Source organism: Pedobacter sp. MR2016-24 (assembly GCF_026239655.1).
GTDB lineage: Bacteria > Bacteroidota > Bacteroidia > Sphingobacteriales > Sphingobacteriaceae > Pedobacter.
Genome location: NZ_JAPIVO010000001.1, coordinates 659,637 through 674,509 on the forward strand (window position 1 = coordinate 659,637; position 14,873 = coordinate 674,509).

Consider the following 14,873-nt stretch of genomic DNA (forward strand, 5'->3'; position numbering starts at 1 on the left):
TTTCTAAAAATAAACCGGTTGCCTGTTATTAATAGCTCTAACAGGCAGCCTTAAATAAACATACAATGAGCCAAAGAATCAGAATTAAATTAAAATCTTACGATTACAACTTAGTAGATAAATCTGCTGAGAAAATCGTTAAAACTGTAAAACCTACTGGTGCAGTGGTTAGCGGACCAATTCCGTTGCCAACAGAAAAGAAAATCTTCACTGTTTTGCGTTCACCACACGTAAACAAAAAAGCACGTGAGCAGTTTCAATTATGTGCATACAAACGTTTGTTAGATATTTATAGCTCTAACTCTAAAACAGTTGATGCTTTGATGAAACTTGAATTACCTAGCGGTGTTGAAGTAGAAATTAAAGTTTAATGATTTAGCGATAAACAAAAAGGCCTTCGGATTTCCGAAGGCCTTTTTGTTTTAAGAGGTTTTTCGTATTTAGATTCCGCGGGTTTTGAGTTCGTCCAGTTTGTTGCGCTCATCTTGTAATTCACGGGCCAGTTTCTTTTCTTTCTCGTTGGCTTTCACTTTGAAGGTCTGATATTCTTTAGACACTTCTTCATACAATTCTGTTCTGTATTTTGCTTCGTGGATGTTTTTGGCAGAACGGATTACCACAAAGGCAAGTGCTAATGCCAGCACAATAATGATCGCCCATACCATGGTGTTATAGGTTGCTTTACTGAATGGAATTCCCAGGAAGGAGATCTCATTCACTTTTGCATTGGTAGATTCCAGTGAACTCTCATTGCCTTTAATCTGGCTGTTCAGTGTATCGATCGTGCGGGCTTGTGCTGTGATTTTTGCCTGTGCTGATTTGCTGCTTACGCGCTCTTTGCGGATAGAATCAGCTACGCTCCGGTAAAAGGCAGTTAAACGGGCGGGATTGATCAGCTTATAGGTATAGTAGGTTTTGGATTTGGAAAGCAGAGCTTCATACTGACCTTTCAGGCTGGGATCGACGACTTGCGAAACTACTGGTGCCGGAGCTGCCTGAGTTGGCACAATTTTTTTCGGTGCAACCTTAGGCGCCGTTACCTTTGTTGGTACTGCTGGTGCCTGCGTTTGTGCTGCTGCTTGTCTGATAGATCCGCTGATCAGTAAAATAAAAAGTAATGGTAATAATCTGTTCATAAATATTTGTTTGGTATAAATTTAAACAATGATCTTTTAATTTTATTGTGTGTTGATTGTAGATAGTATATTTGTGCCCAATGTCGGTATTACTATTCACAATTATTGTTCTGGCCGGAGCTTTTTTAGCCGGACTGGTTGGTTCCCTTACCGGACTGGGTGGTGGAGTAATCATTATCCCTCTGCTGACACTTGCACTTGGGGTGGATATTCATTATGCCATAGGTGCCTCTATCGTATCTGTGATTGCAACTTCCTCCGGATCTGCGGCCGCATATGTGAAAGAGGGGATTACCAATATCAGGATTGGGATGTTCCTTGAAATTGCTACTACTATCAGTGCGGTACTTGGCGCTATCGTAACAGTCTACATTAATCCGGGTTATATAGCCGTCATATTTGGCTGCATCCTGCTTTTTTCTGCGGTAATGATGGTGCGGAAGAAAGTAGATCATTCTGACAGCGATTCCTCTGGTGTGCTGGCTAATTTCTTCAAGCTGAACGGTTCTTATCCTACGGCTTCGGGCACAGTAAAGTACGGTGTGCATAATGTTGCCGGCGGCTTTGTCATGATGTTGTTTGCTGGTATTATCTCTGGCTTACTGGGAATCGGCTCAGGGGCCTTAAAAGTACTGGCAATGGATAATATCATGAGGTTACCCTTTAAGGTTTCCACTACAACGAGTAATTTTATGATGGGAGTAACTGCAGCGGCAAGTGCAATTGTATACCTGCATCGGGGACAAATTGATCCGGGTATTGCGATGCCTGTTACGTTGGGTGTGCTGATGGGCGCAACTGTGGGGTCGAAGATCCTGGTGAAGACAAATACGGATAAACTCAAGATTGTTTTTGCAGTGGTGGTTACCTTTCTTGCGCTGCAGATGATTTATAATGGATTAACGGGGAAATTATAATGGAAAAGCCTGGTAAACATTATTTTGCAGATAAGGATATACAGGTGATCCTAGGCACCTTGCTTCGGGTAGGAGTGATCGCTTCAATGACTGTTGTCTTTATCGGCGGATTGCTGTATCTGAGTGTTTATGGCAATACTGGTGCGGACTACCATACTTTCAACGCTGCAAAAACCCAGTATTCTTCTATTTTAGCTATCTTTCAGGGCATGAGCAGGTTAGATGGCAGGGCGATTATTCAGTTTGGTACGCTGCTGCTGATCTTTACGCCCGTTACCCGTGTTGTGTTTTCAATTTTCAGCTTTTTGATAGAGCGTGATTATCTGTATGTACTGATCGGTATCTTCGTGTTAGGTGTTATCCTGATCAGTTTGAGTAACAAGCTGGTAGGGTAAAATCGGATTTGACTCCCATTTATCTGATCAATCCAAAAATAATAGTACTTATTTGAAAAAATAATAGGCTAACTATTTGAAACTTAAGATTTATTTCCTATTTTTGCCCTCCCTTAACGGGAATTGTATCCACCTTGAACGAAGCCCTACTGCTTCGATGGGTGTTAAATTTAAAAAAGAAAATGTCAGGTATTATTGGAAAAAAAGTAGGAATGACCAGCATTTTCGACGCCGATGGAAAAAACATTCCATGCACGGTGATCGAAGCTGGGCCTTGTGTAGTTACACAGGTAAAGACCGCAGAGAAAGACGGTTACGTTTCAGTTCAGTTAGGCTTCAGTGAAGCTAAAGAAAAGAACACAACCAAACCTCTTATGGGCCATTTTGCGAAAGCAAACACCACCCCAAAACGTAAATTAGTAGAATTCGAACCGTTTGAAGAATCGTTAAGTTTAGGCGATACTGTAACTGTTAGCATTTTTGCTGAAGGCGATTTTGTGGATGTTGTCGGTACATCAAAAGGTAAAGGTTTTCAAGGTGTTGTGAAACGCCACGGATTCGGTGGTGTTGGTGGTCAAACTCACGGTCAGCATAACAGAATGCGTGCGCCGGGTTCATTGGGTGCTGCTTCATACCCTGCACGTGTATTTAAAGGTATGCGTATGGCAGGTAGAATGGGTGGAGACAGAGTAAAGGTTCAGAACCTACAGGTTTTGAAAGTTTATGCTGATCAAAATCTTGTTGTAGTTAGTGGTTCCATTCCAGGAGCTAAAGGTTCTTACGTAATCTTAGACAAGTAAGCAGATGGAAGTTAATGTAGTAAACATTTCAGGAAAAGAGACAGGTGCCAAGGTGCAACTTCCTGAGTCGGTATTTGGTGTAACACCTAGCGATCATGCGATTTATTTAGATGTGAAACAGTATTTGGCTAACCAACGTCAGGGAACTCACAAATCTAAACAACGTAATGAAATTGCTGGTTCAACCCGCAAATTATACAAGCAAAAAGGTACTGGTGGTGCTCGTGCTGGTAGTATAAAATCACCTTTGTTTAATGGTGGTGGTCGTGTATTCGGTCCTCAACCACGTGATTACAGTTTTAAACTGAACAAAAAATTAAAATCACTGGCACGTAAATCTGCGTTGTCATATAAAGCTCAGGATAACAACATCCTTGTTTTAGAAGATTTTACTTTTGATTCGATCAAAACTAAAAATTACATCAACCTTATTAATGCTTTAAGCTTAACTGGTGAAAAAACTTTGTTGGTTTTACCTGCACAGGATAACAATATCTATTTATCAAGCAGAAACGTTCAGAAAGTAAAAGTGATCACTGCAGATCAGGTAAATACATATGATGTATTGAACTGTGGTAAACTTTTGTTAACTGCGAATACTGTTAAAACACTGGAGGAGGCATTCGCCAAATAATATGGAATTTTTAAAGAAACCGATATTAACTGAAAAAGCTTCGGCTTTGACAGAAAAATCTAGCCGCTTTACTTTCAAGGTTGAACACAAAGCAAACAAATTGCAGATTAAATCAGCTATTGAAAAAATGTATGGTGTGAACATTTTGGCTATCAACACAATGATTGTGAATGGCAAAATGAAAAGCAGAAATACTAAAGGTGGTTTAGTAACGGGTCGTAGCCCTAAATACAAAAAAGCGATTGTAACTCTGGCAGCAGGTGAAACAATTGATTATTACGCGAATATTTAATAAGAATTGAATTATTTATAACTATGGGCTTAAGAAAATTTAAACCAGTCACTCCGGGTACCCGCTTTAGAGTTGGGGCTGATTTCTCGGAGATTACAGCAACCAAGCCCGAAAAATCATTGGTTGTTTCTTCTAAAAAATCGGGAGGACGTAACAATACAGGAAAGATGACTATGCGCTACATGGGTGGTGGTCACAAAAAATCTTATCGTTTAATTGACTTTAAACGTGATAAGTTTGATATTCCTGCAACAGTAGCTACTGTAGAATACGATCCTAACCGTACAGCACGTATTGCATTATTACATTATGCAGATGGTGAGAAGCGTTATATTATTGCACCGGAAGGATTGCAAGTAGGGCAAAAAGTAGTATCGGGAGATACAGCAACTCCGGAAGTTGGAAATACTTTAAAATTAGCTAACATTCCGTTAGGTTCAATTGTACACAATCTTGAAATTCAACCAGGACGTGGAGCACAATTAGCACGTAGTGCTGGTGCTTATGCTCAGTTAGCAGCACGTGATGGTAAATATGCAACTATTAAAATGCCATCAGGCGAGGTAAGATCTATCTTAACTACCTGTTTAGCAACAATAGGCGCTGTTTCCAATTCAGATCATGCAAATGAAGTATTAGGTAAGGCAGGTCGTAAACGTTGGTTAGGACGTCGTCCTAGGACTCGTCCGGTAGCCATGAACCCTGTCGATCACCCAATGGGTGGTGGTGAAGGTCGTTCATCAGGTGGTCAGCCACGCTCAAGGAATGGTGTTTATTCTAAAGGCTTTAAGACTCGCTCACTTAAAAAATACTCAAATCGTTTCATCATAGAGAAAAGGAAGAAATAATGGCACGTTCGATTAAAAAAGGACCTTATATTGACCATAACGTAGAGAAGAAAGTAGTCTCTATGAATGAATCAGGCAAAAAGTCTGTCATTAAAACTTGGTCTCGCAGATCAATGATTTCACCAGATTTCGTGAATCATACATTTGCAGTGCATAACGGTAATAAATTCATACCGGTATACGTAACAGAAAACATGGTTGGTCACAAGCTGGGAGAGTTTGCTCCAACCAGAACATTTAGGGGTCACTCTGAAAAGAAAAAATAATTAAGAGATGGAAGCAGTAGCGAAATTAAACAATTGTCCAACCTCACCGCGTAAGATGCGTTTGGTTGTAGATCTTATCAGAGGTGAGCGTGTTGAGAAAGCATTACATATTTTAAAATTCACCAATAAAGAAGCAGCATTGAAAGTTGAAAAACTTTTATTGTCAGCGATCAAGAACTGGGAAAATAAAAATGAAGGTTCTCGCCCTGAAGAAAACCAATTATATGTTAAAACTATAATGGTTGGTGGCGGCCGTCAGTTGAAAAGACTGAGACCTGCACCACAAGGTCGTGGTTACAGAATACGTAAGCGTTCAAACCATGTAACTTTGGTAGTAGATAGTAAAAACGTTGAAACTCAAACTAATTAGTAGAAATGGGACAAAAAGCACATCCAATAGGAAACAGGTTAGGAATCATCAGAGGTTGGGATTCTAACTGGTTCGGTGGCAACAACTATGCTGACAAATTAGTTGAGGACGAAAAAATAAGAAAATACCTTTCTGTGCGTATCGCAAAAGGAGGAGTAGCTAAAGTAGTTATCGAACGTACGTTAAAACGTATCACTGTAACTATCCACACTGCACGTCCGGGTATTGTGATCGGTAAAGCAGGAGCTGAGGTTGACAAGATCAAAGAAGAGTTAAAGAAACTTACAAAAAAAGAGATTCAGATTAACATTTTTGAGATCAAACGTCCTGAGCTTGATGCACAACTGGTAGCAGAAAGTGTTGCAAAACAATTAGAAGCAAGGATCTCATTCCGTAGAGCAATGAAATCTACTATCGCATCAACAATGCGTATGGGTGCTGAAGGTATCAAAATAATGACATCAGGTCGTTTAGGTGGTGCTGAGATGGCGCGTAGCGAGCAGTATAAAGAAGGAAGAATTCCTTTGCATACTTTCCGTGCAGACATCGATTATGCATTAGCTGAAGCATTAACTACTTATGGTAAAATAGGTGTTAAAGTTTGGATCTGTAAAGGTGAGGTTTACGGTAAGCGTGATCTTTCTCCTAACATTGGTGCAGTAAGCAATGCTCCTGGTAAAGGCGGCAGACCTGAAGGTGCTTTTGCAGGTGGCGGCAGAGACAGAGATAACCGTGGCGGTGGCGACAGACGTAACGACAACAAAGGTCGTGGCGGAAGAGGTCCAGGTCAGGGTGGTCCGGGTCAGGGCGCACCAGGTGCAGGTAGAGATAATAGAGGCGGAAATACTCCTAACAGAGGTCCTCGTAAATAATTAGTTAACAGATCGTTTAACGATAATATTAAGATAAAATGTTACAGCCAAAAAGAACGAAGTTCAGAAAGATGCAAAAGGGCAGAATGAAAGGTTTAGCAACACGTGGTGCTGAATTGTCATTCGGGTCTTTCGGGATTAAATCTTTAGAGGCGACATGGATTACCAGTCGTCAGATAGAGGCAGCCCGTATTGCGGTAACTCGTTTCATGAAACGTGAAGGCCAGGTTTGGATTAGAATATTCCCGGACAAACCGGTAACTAAGAAACCAGCTGAAGTACGTATGGGTAAAGGTAAAGGTGCGCCGGAATACTGGGTAGCTGTTGTTAGACCAGGACGTATAATTTTTGAAGCGGAAGGCGTTTCTTTAGAAATCGCTAAAGAAGCAATGCGTTTAGCAGCTCAGAAATTACCTATCCAAACCAAATTTGTAGTACGTAGAGATTACGTAGAAGCATAAAAAGTTTTGGGGTCAATGTTGTAAGTAACTTGTTATTATAACCGCTAGACCCAGAACATAAAAATTAATAAAATGAAGAACTCAGAAATCACAGGGCTTTCACAAGAAGAACTAGTAGTCAGGATTGCAGAAGAAAAAGAAAACTTGGTTAAGTTAAAATTTGCACATACAATTTCGGCTATAGAGAATCCTACCCGCATCAATAAGGTAAGAAAAGACATCGCCCGATTAAATACTGAAATGACTAAGCGTAAAGCTGCGTCAGCTAGTGAAACTAAATAACTTTAGAGTCGAAATGGAAAGACAATTAAGAAAAACAAGAACCGGGTTGGTAGTAAGTAACAAGATGGATAAATCTGTTGTTGTTGCGGTAGAGCGTAAAGTGAAACACCCGATCTATGGTAAGTTTGTTAAGAAAACTACCAAATTTATGGCTCATGACGAGAAAAACGATTGTGGTATTGGTGATACAGTACTTATCATGGAGACTCGTCCGCTGAGTAAAAACAAGAACTGGAGATTAGTGGAAATTTTAGAGAGGGCTAAATAACATGGTACAACAGGAATCGAGATTAAATGTAGCCGACAATAGCGGCGCAAAACAAGTATTGGTTATCCGTGTACTTGGTGGTACTGGCAAGAGATATGCTTCTATAGGTGACAAGATCGTTGTTACTGTTAAAAGCGCAATCCCTTCTGGTAACATTAAAAAAGGTACCGTATCTAAAGCAGTTGTAGTAAGAACGAAAAAAGAGATCAGACGTAAAGATGGTTCTTACATCCGTTTCGACGATAATGCAGCGGTATTGTTAAATGCACAAGATGAGCCACGTGGAACACGTATTTTTGGCCCGGTAGCGAGAGAACTGCGTGAAAAACAATTCATGAAAATTGTATCATTAGCACCGGAGGTATTATAATATGAAAAATAAAGTAACTGTTCAACCAAAAATTAAAATCCGTAAAGGAGATTTAGTAAAGGTTATAGCTGGTGATTCAAGAGGCCAGGAAGGTAAAGTACTTTCAGTATTGATTACTAAAAGTAGGATACTGGTAGAAGGTGTAAACCTTGTATCAAAACATACAAAACCAAATGCTGCTAATCCTAACGGAGGTATCATTAAAAAAGAGGCTGCTCTTCATATTTCTAACGTTGCGTTAATTGATCCTAAAACAGGAGCGACTACGCGTGTTGGCAGAAAGCTTAATGCTGATGGGAAATTAGTTAGGGTATCTAAAAAATCAGGAGAGGAGATCAAATAATGACTTACATACCAAGATTAAAGACTAAATACAAAGAGGAAATTGTAACAGCTCTGAAAGAGAAGTTTGCTTACAAAACTGTGATGCAGGTTCCTAAATTAGAGAAAATAGCTATCAACCAGGGTGTTGGTCGTTTCTCTGTGACTGACAAAAAGATTATTGACACTTCTATTGTAGAAATGAGCACAATCGCAGGTCAGCAGGCAGTTGGATCAAAATCTAAAAAAGATATCTCAAACTTCAAATTACGTAAGGGTATGCCGGTAGGTGTACGTGTAACTTTACGTGATAACAACATGTTTGAGTTTTTAGATCGTTTAATTTCCGTAGCTTTGCCACGTATCCGTGATTTTAAAGGTATCAACGATAAAGGTTTTGATGGAAAAGGTAATTACACGTTAGGTATTACTGAGCAAATCATCTTCCCTGAGATCAACATCGACAAAATCTCTAAGATTTTAGGTATGGATATTACCTTTGTAACAACAGCTACCACTGATGTTGAAGCATTGGAACTTTTAAAACAATTTGGATTACCGTTTAAAAATCAAACCCCTAATACAAATCAATAATGGCAAAAGAAGGAGTAAAAGCTCGCGAAGTTAAGCGCCAAAAATTAGTAGCTAAGTATGCAGACAAACGTGCTGAACTTAAAGCTGCTGGTGATTATGAAGGATTAGATAAATTACCAAAAAATTCATCTGCTGTAAGATTACACAACAGATGTAAATTGACTGGTCGTCCTCGTGGTTACATGCGTACTTTCGGTATATCAAGGGTTACTTTCCGTGATATGGCTTTGGCAGGAAAAATTCCTGGAGTTACAAAAGCAAGTTGGTAAAAAAGAATTCGTCTACGTTAGTTGTTACGCCTTAGGGCGTAATATTGCTAACGTTTAGGCGTTTACAAAAACAAATATTAACCGATGGCAGGTCGTTCCGAAGGGTTCGGAAAGGAAACCACTATCACAACTCAATAATAATGAATACAGATCCAATAGCAGATTATCTTACAAGAGTAAGAAATGCCATCAAGGCAAATCACAGAATTGTAGAAATTCCTGCATCAAACCTGAAAAAGGAAATCACGAAAGTTCTTTTTGACAAAGGTTACATTGCTAATTACAAGTTTGAGGACACTACTGTTCAGGGAACGATTAAAATCGCTTTGAAGTACAATCCTATAACTAAAATACCTGCTATCCGCACGTTAATGCGTATCAGCAAACCAGGTTTAAGGCAATATGCTGGCGTTGAGAAAATGCCAAGAGTATTAAATGGTTTAGGTATCGCTATTTTATCTACATCTAAAGGTGTAATGACTGATAAAGAAGCAGCCAGACTAAACATTGGTGGCGAGGTTTTGTGTCACGTTTATTAATTAAAGGAGGATAACAAAATGTCAAGAATAGGAAAAGCCCCAATAAGTATCCCTGCAGGAGTAACAATTACCATCTCTAAAGAGAACGTAGTAACAGTTAAAGGTCCTAAAGGTGAATTATCGCAAGCTGTAGATACAGATATCACAGTTAGTCAGGAAGATGGTGTACTAACAGTAACCCGTCCGACTGAGCAAAAAAGACACAAAGCATTGCACGGTTTATACCGTTCATTGGTTAACAATATGGTTATCGGTGTAACAGAAGGTTATAAAATTCAACAGGAATTAGTTGGTGTGGGTTACCGTGCTACTAATACAGGAAATACCCTGGATCTTGTTTTAGGTTATTCTCACCATTATGTGTTCCAGTTACCAGAAGAGATTAAAGTAACTACTACCTCAGAAAAAGGTCAGACACCTAAAATTATTTTAGAGAGTATCGACAAACAACTGATCGGTCAAGTAGCAGCGAAAATACGCTCATTACGTGCACCAGAGCCATATAAAGGTAAAGGTATCAAGTTTGTAGGCGAAGTGTTAAGAAGAAAAGCAGGTAAATCAGCTTCTAAAAAATAATCATCATGGCAGGGAAAAAATTATCTCGTAGAGATCGTATAAAAAAAGGAATCAGAAAAAGACTTACCGGTTCTGAAGGTCGTCCAAGGTTATCAGTTTTTAGAAGCAATAAAGGTATTTATGCTCAAATCATTAACGACGTAACCGGAAGTACAATCGTATCAGCGTCATCACTTTCAAAAGATTTTGCAAGTAATGGCAATAAATCAGAGCAATCTGTAGCTGTAGGTAAATTAGTAGCTGAAAAAGCAATCGCAGCTGGCATTAAAGAAGTTGTTTTCGATAGAAATGGCTATTTATACCATGGTCGCGTGAAGTCGTTGGCAGAAGGTGCCCGTGAAGCTGGTTTAGTATTTTAATCTGAAAATAGGTAAGAATGTCAACTATCAATATAAAAAGAGTTAAGACTAGCGAGGTCGAGTTAAAAGACCGTTTAGTTAGCATACAACGTGTTGCCAAAGTAACCAAAGGTGGACGTACTTTCAGTTTCTCAGCTATCGTAGTTGTTGGAGATGAAAACGGAATCGTAGGTTACGGATTAGGTAAAGCGAAAGAGGTTACAGAAGCTATTGCAAAAGGTATCGATGATGCTAAAAAGAACTTGGTAAAAGTTCCATTGCTTAACGGTACTGTTCCTCATGAACAAATCGGTAAATTCTCTGGTGGTTTTGTATTAATTAAACCAGCTGCAGTAGGTACAGGAGTAATTGCAGGTGGTGCAATGCGTGCTGTATTAGAGAGTGCTGGTGTACATAACGTATTAGCAAAATCAAAAGGTTCATCAAATCCTCACAACGTGGTAAAAGCAACTGTTGATGCTTTAACAAAAATGCGTGATGCTTATACCATCGCACAGCAACGTGGTGTTGATTTAAACAAAGTTTTTAACGGATAAGAACATGGCTAAGATCAAAATAACCCAGGTAAAAAGTATCATTGACAGAAGTGAGCGTCAAAAAAGAACTATGCAGGCATTAGGTTTAACCAAAATGAACAAGTCTGTAATCGTTGAAGCTAACCCAGCTATCATTGGTATGGTAAGAAAAGTTAACCATTTGGTTGCTATCGAAACTATATAATTCTTAGAGGTTGTAAATTAGTTTAAAATTACTAATTTGCAACCTTTGTATATGTTTAACCGTTGTCCCTGATTAGTGAAAGCGAAGGGCAGCACAATAAGTTTAAAATGAACTTAAGTAATTTAAAACCTGCATCAGGTTCCATTAAAAATAGTAAGAGAATTGGTCGTGGTACCGGATCTGGTCGTGGTGGTACATCAACACGTGGTCATAAAGGTGCTGGATCTCGTTCTGGTCACAAAACGAAGATCGGTTTCGAAGGTGGACAGATGCCATTACAGCGTCGTGTACCTAAGGTTGGTTTCAAACCAATTAACCGTGTTGAATATGTAGGCGTTAACTTAGACGTTTTACAAGGTTTAGCAGAGAGATTCAGCTTGACAACTATAGATTTCACTACCTTGCAAGAGCATGGTTTAGCACATAAAAATGATTTAATCAAAGTATTGGGTCGTGGTGAAGTTAAATCTAAATTAGAAGTTAAAGCACATGCTTTTTCTGCTACTGCACAAAAAGCCATTGAAGCTGTTGGAGGCTCAATCGAAAAATTGTAATTAATGAAGAAGCTGTTTACTACTTTAAGTAATATTTGGAAAATCCAGGAATTAAAAGAGCGTATAGTTTTTACGCTCGTAATTCTTTTGGTCTATAGGTTTGTCTCTCATGTGGTTTTACCAGGTGTTGATGCAACGGCCTTAGGTGATAATCAGAAATCTGGAATCCTGGGTTTGCTGGACATGTTTGCGGGAGGATCTTTTTCCCGTGTATCTATCCTGGCGCTGGGTGTTATGCCATATATTTCTGCTTCAATTGTAGTTCAGTTATTGGGAATCGCTGTTCCTTCTTTCCAGAAAATGCAAAAAGAGGGAGAAAGTGGCAGAAACAAACTTAATCAGATTACAAGGTACTTAACAGTAGCTATTACAGCTGTTCAGGCTGTGGGTTATGTGAAAACACAAGTACCTGTTGAAGCTATCCTGATTGATCATACTTTATTCTTTGTATTGTCAACCTTCGTGTTGTCTGCAGGAACATTGTTTGTGATGTGGCTTGGTGAAAAGATCACTGATAAAGGTATTGGTAATGGTATATCCCTGATCATTATGGTTGGAATTATAGCACGTTTACCAATCGCTTTACAACAGGAGATCAGTTCGAGGCTGGTGGGTGATAGTGGCGGCCTAATTGCTTTGTTACTTGAAATCGTAGCGCTTTTCGGAGTGGTAATGTTTACAATCCTGATTGTTCAGGGTGTACGTAAAGTTCCTGTTCAGTATGCAAAACGTATTGTTGGTAACAGACAGTTTGGTGGTGTTAGACAGTATATCCCATTAAAAGTAAATGCAGCTGGCGTAATGCCAATTATCTTTGCTCAGGCATTGATGTTCATTCCCACTACACTTACACAGTTTTTCCCTTCTTTACAAAACACCTGGTTAATCCAGTTTAGTGATCCTACCTCTTTGGCTTACAGTTTAACTTTTGCTTTCTTAATTATAGCTTTTACTTTCTTCTATACCGCGATTACAGTTAATCCGGTGCAGATGTCAGATGATATGAAAAAGAATGGTGGTTTTATTCCGGGTATCAAACCTGGTCTGGCTACCTCATCTTTCATTGATGATGTTATTTCTAAGATTACTTTCCCGGGATCAGTATTCCTGGCAATCATTGCTATTCTTCCATCTTTAGCAGTGAAGTTTGGTATTAAGTCTGAGTTTGCTCATTTCTATGGAGGTACATCCCTGCTGATTTTAGTAGGTGTGGTATTGGATACTTTACAACAAATTGAAAGCTACCTGTTAATGCGTCATTATGACGGATTGATGAAAACAGGACGGGTTACTGGTCGTACAGGCGTGCCTGCTGCGAGCACTAGCGGTAGCAGTGCAGTAATTTAATATTGAATGTCTAAGATCTATTATAAGTCTCCCAAAGAGATTGAACTGATCCGTGAGAGCTCCATACTGGTGGCTAAAACGCTGGCTGAAGTAGCCAAAGTTATAGGACCTGGAGTAACCACTAAAAAGTTGAATGATGTCGCGGAGACTTATATCAAAGATAATGGCGCAATACCTGCATTCTTAAACTACAATGGATTTCCATACTCTCTTTGTATATCGCCTAATGAGCAGGTTGTTCATGGCTTTCCGGGAGACTATGTGATCAAAGAGGGAGATTTGATCTCTGTCGATTGTGGTGTAATCAAAAATAAGTTCTTTGGCGACTCGGCTTATACTTTCTCTATAGGGGAGATCAGCGTGGAGCAGCAGAAGCTTATAGACGTTACGCAGGAATGTTTGAAGCGCGCAATTGATAAGGCTGTAGTAGGATCCAGAATCGGTGATATTGGTTACGCAGTCCAGTCCTTAGCAGAAGACAACGGCTTCGGTGTAGTGAGAGAGCTGGTTGGCCATGGAGTAGGTGTTCAGTTACACGAGAAACCTGAAGTTCCTAATTACGGACGGAAGGGCGTGGGAATGAAATTAGAGGAAGGAATGGTAATTGCCATTGAACCAATGATTAACGCCGGAACAGCTAACGTGAAATTTTGGTCTGATGGTTGGACTGTCACTAGTAGAGATAACAGACCTTCAGCACATTTTGAGCACACTGTAGCAATAAAAAGGGGCAAAGCAGACGTTTTATCGACCTTTTCATATATTGAAGAAGTTTTAAAAGAAAAAAGGTAAATAATTAAATTATTTTAATTATTTTTGCAGCCCTGTTTAACAGCAGCTAATCAAGTAAAAATCAATATTATATGGCTAAACAAGCCTCGATTGAACAAGACGGTGTAATAAGAGAAGCATTATCAAATGCCATGTTCCGCGTAGAGCTGGAGAATGGTCATGAGATTATTGCTCATATTTCGGGTAAGATGAGGATGCACTACATCAAAATTTTACCTGGAGACAAAGTAAAATTAGAGATGTCGCCTTACGACTTATCAAAAGGCAGGATTACTTATAGATATAAATAAAATGAAAGTTAGGTCATCAATTAAAAAACGCAGTGCTGATTGCAAGATTATTCGTCGTAAAGGTAAACTTTACGTTATTAACAAGAAAAATCCTAAGTACAAACAGCGTCAAGGTTAAAAAGAAATTATTGAGTTATGATTAGATTGAATGTACTGGTTACACAATCGGTCATTTAATCAAATAATCAAACATTAGTTCAAATATGGCAAGGATATCAGGTATAGATTTACCAAGAAACAAAAGAGGCGAAATTGGGTTAACTTACATCTTCGGTGTAGGCAGATCAACTGCTCAGCGTATATTAACTGAAGCAGGTATCGATTTTAGCAAAAAAGTACAAGACTGGTCTGATGATGAGTTATCAGCAATCCGTACGATCATCAACGATAGCATTAAAGTAGAAGGTGCTTTACGTTCTGAGGTTCAGTTAAACATTAAACGTTTAATGGACATCGGATGTTACCGTGGATTACGTCACAGAAAAGGTTTACCGGTTCGTGGACAACGTACTAAGAACAATTCTCGTACACGTAAAGGCAAGAGAAAAACAGTTGCTAACAAGAAAAAAGCTACTAAATAAAATTTAGTACCGAATAATAA

At 39.1% G+C, this 14,873-nt stretch carries 29 protein-coding genes; 28 read left to right on the forward strand and 1 reads right to left on the reverse strand.

The features are described from left to right. The first annotated feature begins 65 nt into the window (after positions 1-65). Positions 66-371: a 30S ribosomal protein S10 gene (gene rpsJ, locus OQX62_RS02950; RefSeq protein WP_008244591.1), complete on the forward strand. Its 306-nt coding sequence runs from the start codon at positions 66-68 to the stop codon at positions 369-371. A gap of 69 nt (positions 372-440) precedes the next feature. On the opposite strand, the gene OQX62_RS02955 is transcribed toward rpsJ, so the two are convergent. After that, positions 441-1,136 (reverse strand): hypothetical protein, encoded by a 696-nt coding sequence (locus OQX62_RS02955; protein WP_265829917.1) that lies wholly within the window; start codon positions 1,134-1,136, stop codon positions 441-443. Positions 1,137-1,216: 80 nt separating this feature from the next. Here OQX62_RS02955 and OQX62_RS02960 point away from each other — a divergent pair, with 80 nt between their 5' ends. From OQX62_RS02960 to rpsM, 27 genes are all read left to right on the forward strand, one after another. Continuing rightward, complete coding sequence (locus OQX62_RS02960) at positions 1,217-2,053, forward strand: sulfite exporter TauE/SafE family protein (RefSeq protein ID WP_265829918.1); 837 nt, start codon at positions 1,217-1,219, stop codon at positions 2,051-2,053. Next, positions 2,053-2,448, forward strand: coding sequence for a DUF1634 domain-containing protein (locus tag OQX62_RS02965; RefSeq protein ID WP_265829919.1), 396 nt, complete (start codon positions 2,053-2,055; stop codon positions 2,446-2,448). Before OQX62_RS02960 ends, OQX62_RS02965 begins: the two co-directional genes overlap by 1 nt. A 182-nt stretch (positions 2,449-2,630) precedes the next feature. Next, positions 2,631-3,248, forward strand: coding sequence for a 50S ribosomal protein L3 (gene rplC, locus OQX62_RS02970; RefSeq protein ID WP_265829920.1), 618 nt, complete (start codon positions 2,631-2,633; stop codon positions 3,246-3,248). A 4-nt stretch (positions 3,249-3,252) separates the two neighbouring features. Beyond that, positions 3,253-3,882: a 50S ribosomal protein L4 gene (gene rplD / locus OQX62_RS02975; protein ID WP_265829921.1), complete on the forward strand. Its 630-nt coding sequence runs from the start codon at positions 3,253-3,255 to the stop codon at positions 3,880-3,882. Between the two features lies 1 nt (position 3,883). Further along, entirely contained in the window at positions 3,884-4,174 is a 291-nt protein-coding gene (rplW, locus tag OQX62_RS02980; RefSeq protein ID WP_265829922.1) for a 50S ribosomal protein L23, read from the forward strand. 23 nt (positions 4,175-4,197) lie between these two features. Continuing rightward, positions 4,198-5,022, forward strand: coding sequence for a 50S ribosomal protein L2 (gene rplB / locus OQX62_RS02985; RefSeq protein WP_265829923.1), 825 nt, complete (start codon positions 4,198-4,200; stop codon positions 5,020-5,022). Next, on the forward strand, positions 5,022-5,288 hold the full coding sequence (gene rpsS, locus OQX62_RS02990; protein WP_142528368.1) for a 30S ribosomal protein S19: 267 nt from the start codon (positions 5,022-5,024) through the stop codon (positions 5,286-5,288). Before rplB ends, rpsS begins: the two co-directional genes overlap by 1 nt. Before the next feature lie 7 nt (positions 5,289-5,295). Continuing rightward, positions 5,296-5,658 (forward strand): 50S ribosomal protein L22, encoded by a 363-nt coding sequence (gene rplV, locus OQX62_RS02995; protein WP_265829924.1) that lies wholly within the window; start codon positions 5,296-5,298, stop codon positions 5,656-5,658. A 5-nt stretch (positions 5,659-5,663) separates the two neighbouring features. After that, entirely contained in the window at positions 5,664-6,530 is an 867-nt protein-coding gene (gene rpsC / locus OQX62_RS03000; protein WP_265829925.1) for a 30S ribosomal protein S3, read from the forward strand. Positions 6,531-6,568: 38 nt separating this feature from the next. Further along, on the forward strand, positions 6,569-6,991 hold the full coding sequence (gene rplP / locus OQX62_RS03005) for a 50S ribosomal protein L16 (protein ID WP_037442599.1): 423 nt from the start codon (positions 6,569-6,571) through the stop codon (positions 6,989-6,991). Between the two features lie 72 nt (positions 6,992-7,063). Beyond that, positions 7,064-7,273, forward strand: coding sequence for a 50S ribosomal protein L29 (gene rpmC, locus OQX62_RS03010; protein ID WP_037442597.1), 210 nt, complete (start codon positions 7,064-7,066; stop codon positions 7,271-7,273). A 13-nt stretch (positions 7,274-7,286) separates the two neighbouring features. Continuing rightward, the gene (gene rpsQ / locus OQX62_RS03015) at positions 7,287-7,541 is read left to right on the forward strand and encodes a 30S ribosomal protein S17 (RefSeq protein WP_037442595.1); all 255 of its coding nucleotides are present in this window, start codon (positions 7,287-7,289) and stop codon (positions 7,539-7,541) included. Position 7,542: 1 nt separating this feature from the next. Further along, positions 7,543-7,911, forward strand: a complete 369-nt coding sequence (rplN, locus tag OQX62_RS03020; protein ID WP_037442593.1) for a 50S ribosomal protein L14 — start codon at positions 7,543-7,545, stop codon at positions 7,909-7,911. A gap of 1 nt (position 7,912) precedes the next feature. Then, on the forward strand, positions 7,913-8,254 hold the full coding sequence (gene rplX / locus OQX62_RS03025; RefSeq protein WP_322973677.1) for a 50S ribosomal protein L24: 342 nt from the start codon (positions 7,913-7,915) through the stop codon (positions 8,252-8,254). After that, positions 8,254-8,826 (forward strand): 50S ribosomal protein L5, encoded by a 573-nt coding sequence (gene rplE, locus OQX62_RS03030; protein WP_322973678.1) that lies wholly within the window; start codon positions 8,254-8,256, stop codon positions 8,824-8,826. The genes rplX and rplE overlap by 1 nt, the downstream gene beginning before the upstream one ends. Further along, complete coding sequence (gene rpsN, locus OQX62_RS03035) at positions 8,826-9,095, forward strand: 30S ribosomal protein S14 (protein ID WP_265829926.1); 270 nt, start codon at positions 8,826-8,828, stop codon at positions 9,093-9,095. The genes rplE and rpsN overlap by 1 nt, the downstream gene beginning before the upstream one ends. 137 nt (positions 9,096-9,232) lie before the next feature. Then, entirely contained in the window at positions 9,233-9,634 is a 402-nt protein-coding gene (rpsH, locus tag OQX62_RS03040) for a 30S ribosomal protein S8 (protein ID WP_265830156.1), read from the forward strand. An 18-nt stretch (positions 9,635-9,652) separates the two neighbouring features. Further along, on the forward strand, positions 9,653-10,210 hold the full coding sequence (gene rplF / locus OQX62_RS03045) for a 50S ribosomal protein L6 (RefSeq protein ID WP_265829927.1): 558 nt from the start codon (positions 9,653-9,655) through the stop codon (positions 10,208-10,210). A 5-nt stretch (positions 10,211-10,215) separates the two neighbouring features. Beyond that, positions 10,216-10,569, forward strand: a complete 354-nt coding sequence (gene rplR, locus OQX62_RS03050; protein ID WP_265829928.1) for a 50S ribosomal protein L18 — start codon at positions 10,216-10,218, stop codon at positions 10,567-10,569. 17 nt (positions 10,570-10,586) lie between these two features. Next, positions 10,587-11,105, forward strand: coding sequence for a 30S ribosomal protein S5 (rpsE, locus tag OQX62_RS03055; protein WP_068403483.1), 519 nt, complete (start codon positions 10,587-10,589; stop codon positions 11,103-11,105). Positions 11,106-11,109: 4 nt separating this feature from the next. Beyond that, entirely contained in the window at positions 11,110-11,289 is a 180-nt protein-coding gene (rpmD, locus tag OQX62_RS03060; protein WP_265829929.1) for a 50S ribosomal protein L30, read from the forward strand. Positions 11,290-11,396: 107 nt separating this feature from the next. Continuing rightward, positions 11,397-11,843 (forward strand): 50S ribosomal protein L15, encoded by a 447-nt coding sequence (gene rplO, locus OQX62_RS03065; RefSeq protein ID WP_265829930.1) that lies wholly within the window; start codon positions 11,397-11,399, stop codon positions 11,841-11,843. A gap of 3 nt (positions 11,844-11,846) precedes the next feature. Next, positions 11,847-13,190: a preprotein translocase subunit SecY gene (secY, locus tag OQX62_RS03070; protein WP_265829931.1), complete on the forward strand. Its 1,344-nt coding sequence runs from the start codon at positions 11,847-11,849 to the stop codon at positions 13,188-13,190. Positions 13,191-13,196: 6 nt separating this feature from the next. Continuing rightward, positions 13,197-13,982: a type I methionyl aminopeptidase gene (gene map, locus OQX62_RS03075; RefSeq protein WP_265829932.1), complete on the forward strand. Its 786-nt coding sequence runs from the start codon at positions 13,197-13,199 to the stop codon at positions 13,980-13,982. A gap of 71 nt (positions 13,983-14,053) precedes the next feature. Further along, entirely contained in the window at positions 14,054-14,272 is a 219-nt protein-coding gene (gene infA / locus OQX62_RS03080; RefSeq protein WP_008244555.1) for a translation initiation factor IF-1, read from the forward strand. A gap of 1 nt (position 14,273) precedes the next feature. Continuing rightward, complete coding sequence (gene rpmJ / locus OQX62_RS25085; protein ID WP_010599887.1) at positions 14,274-14,390, forward strand: 50S ribosomal protein L36; 117 nt, start codon at positions 14,274-14,276, stop codon at positions 14,388-14,390. 85 nt (positions 14,391-14,475) lie between these two features. Beyond that, positions 14,476-14,853 carry a 30S ribosomal protein S13 gene (gene rpsM, locus OQX62_RS03090; RefSeq protein WP_265829933.1) on the forward strand — a complete coding sequence of 126 codons (378 nt, stop codon included), beginning with the start codon at positions 14,476-14,478 and terminating at the stop codon, positions 14,851-14,853. Positions 14,854-14,873: the final 20 nt, after the last annotated feature.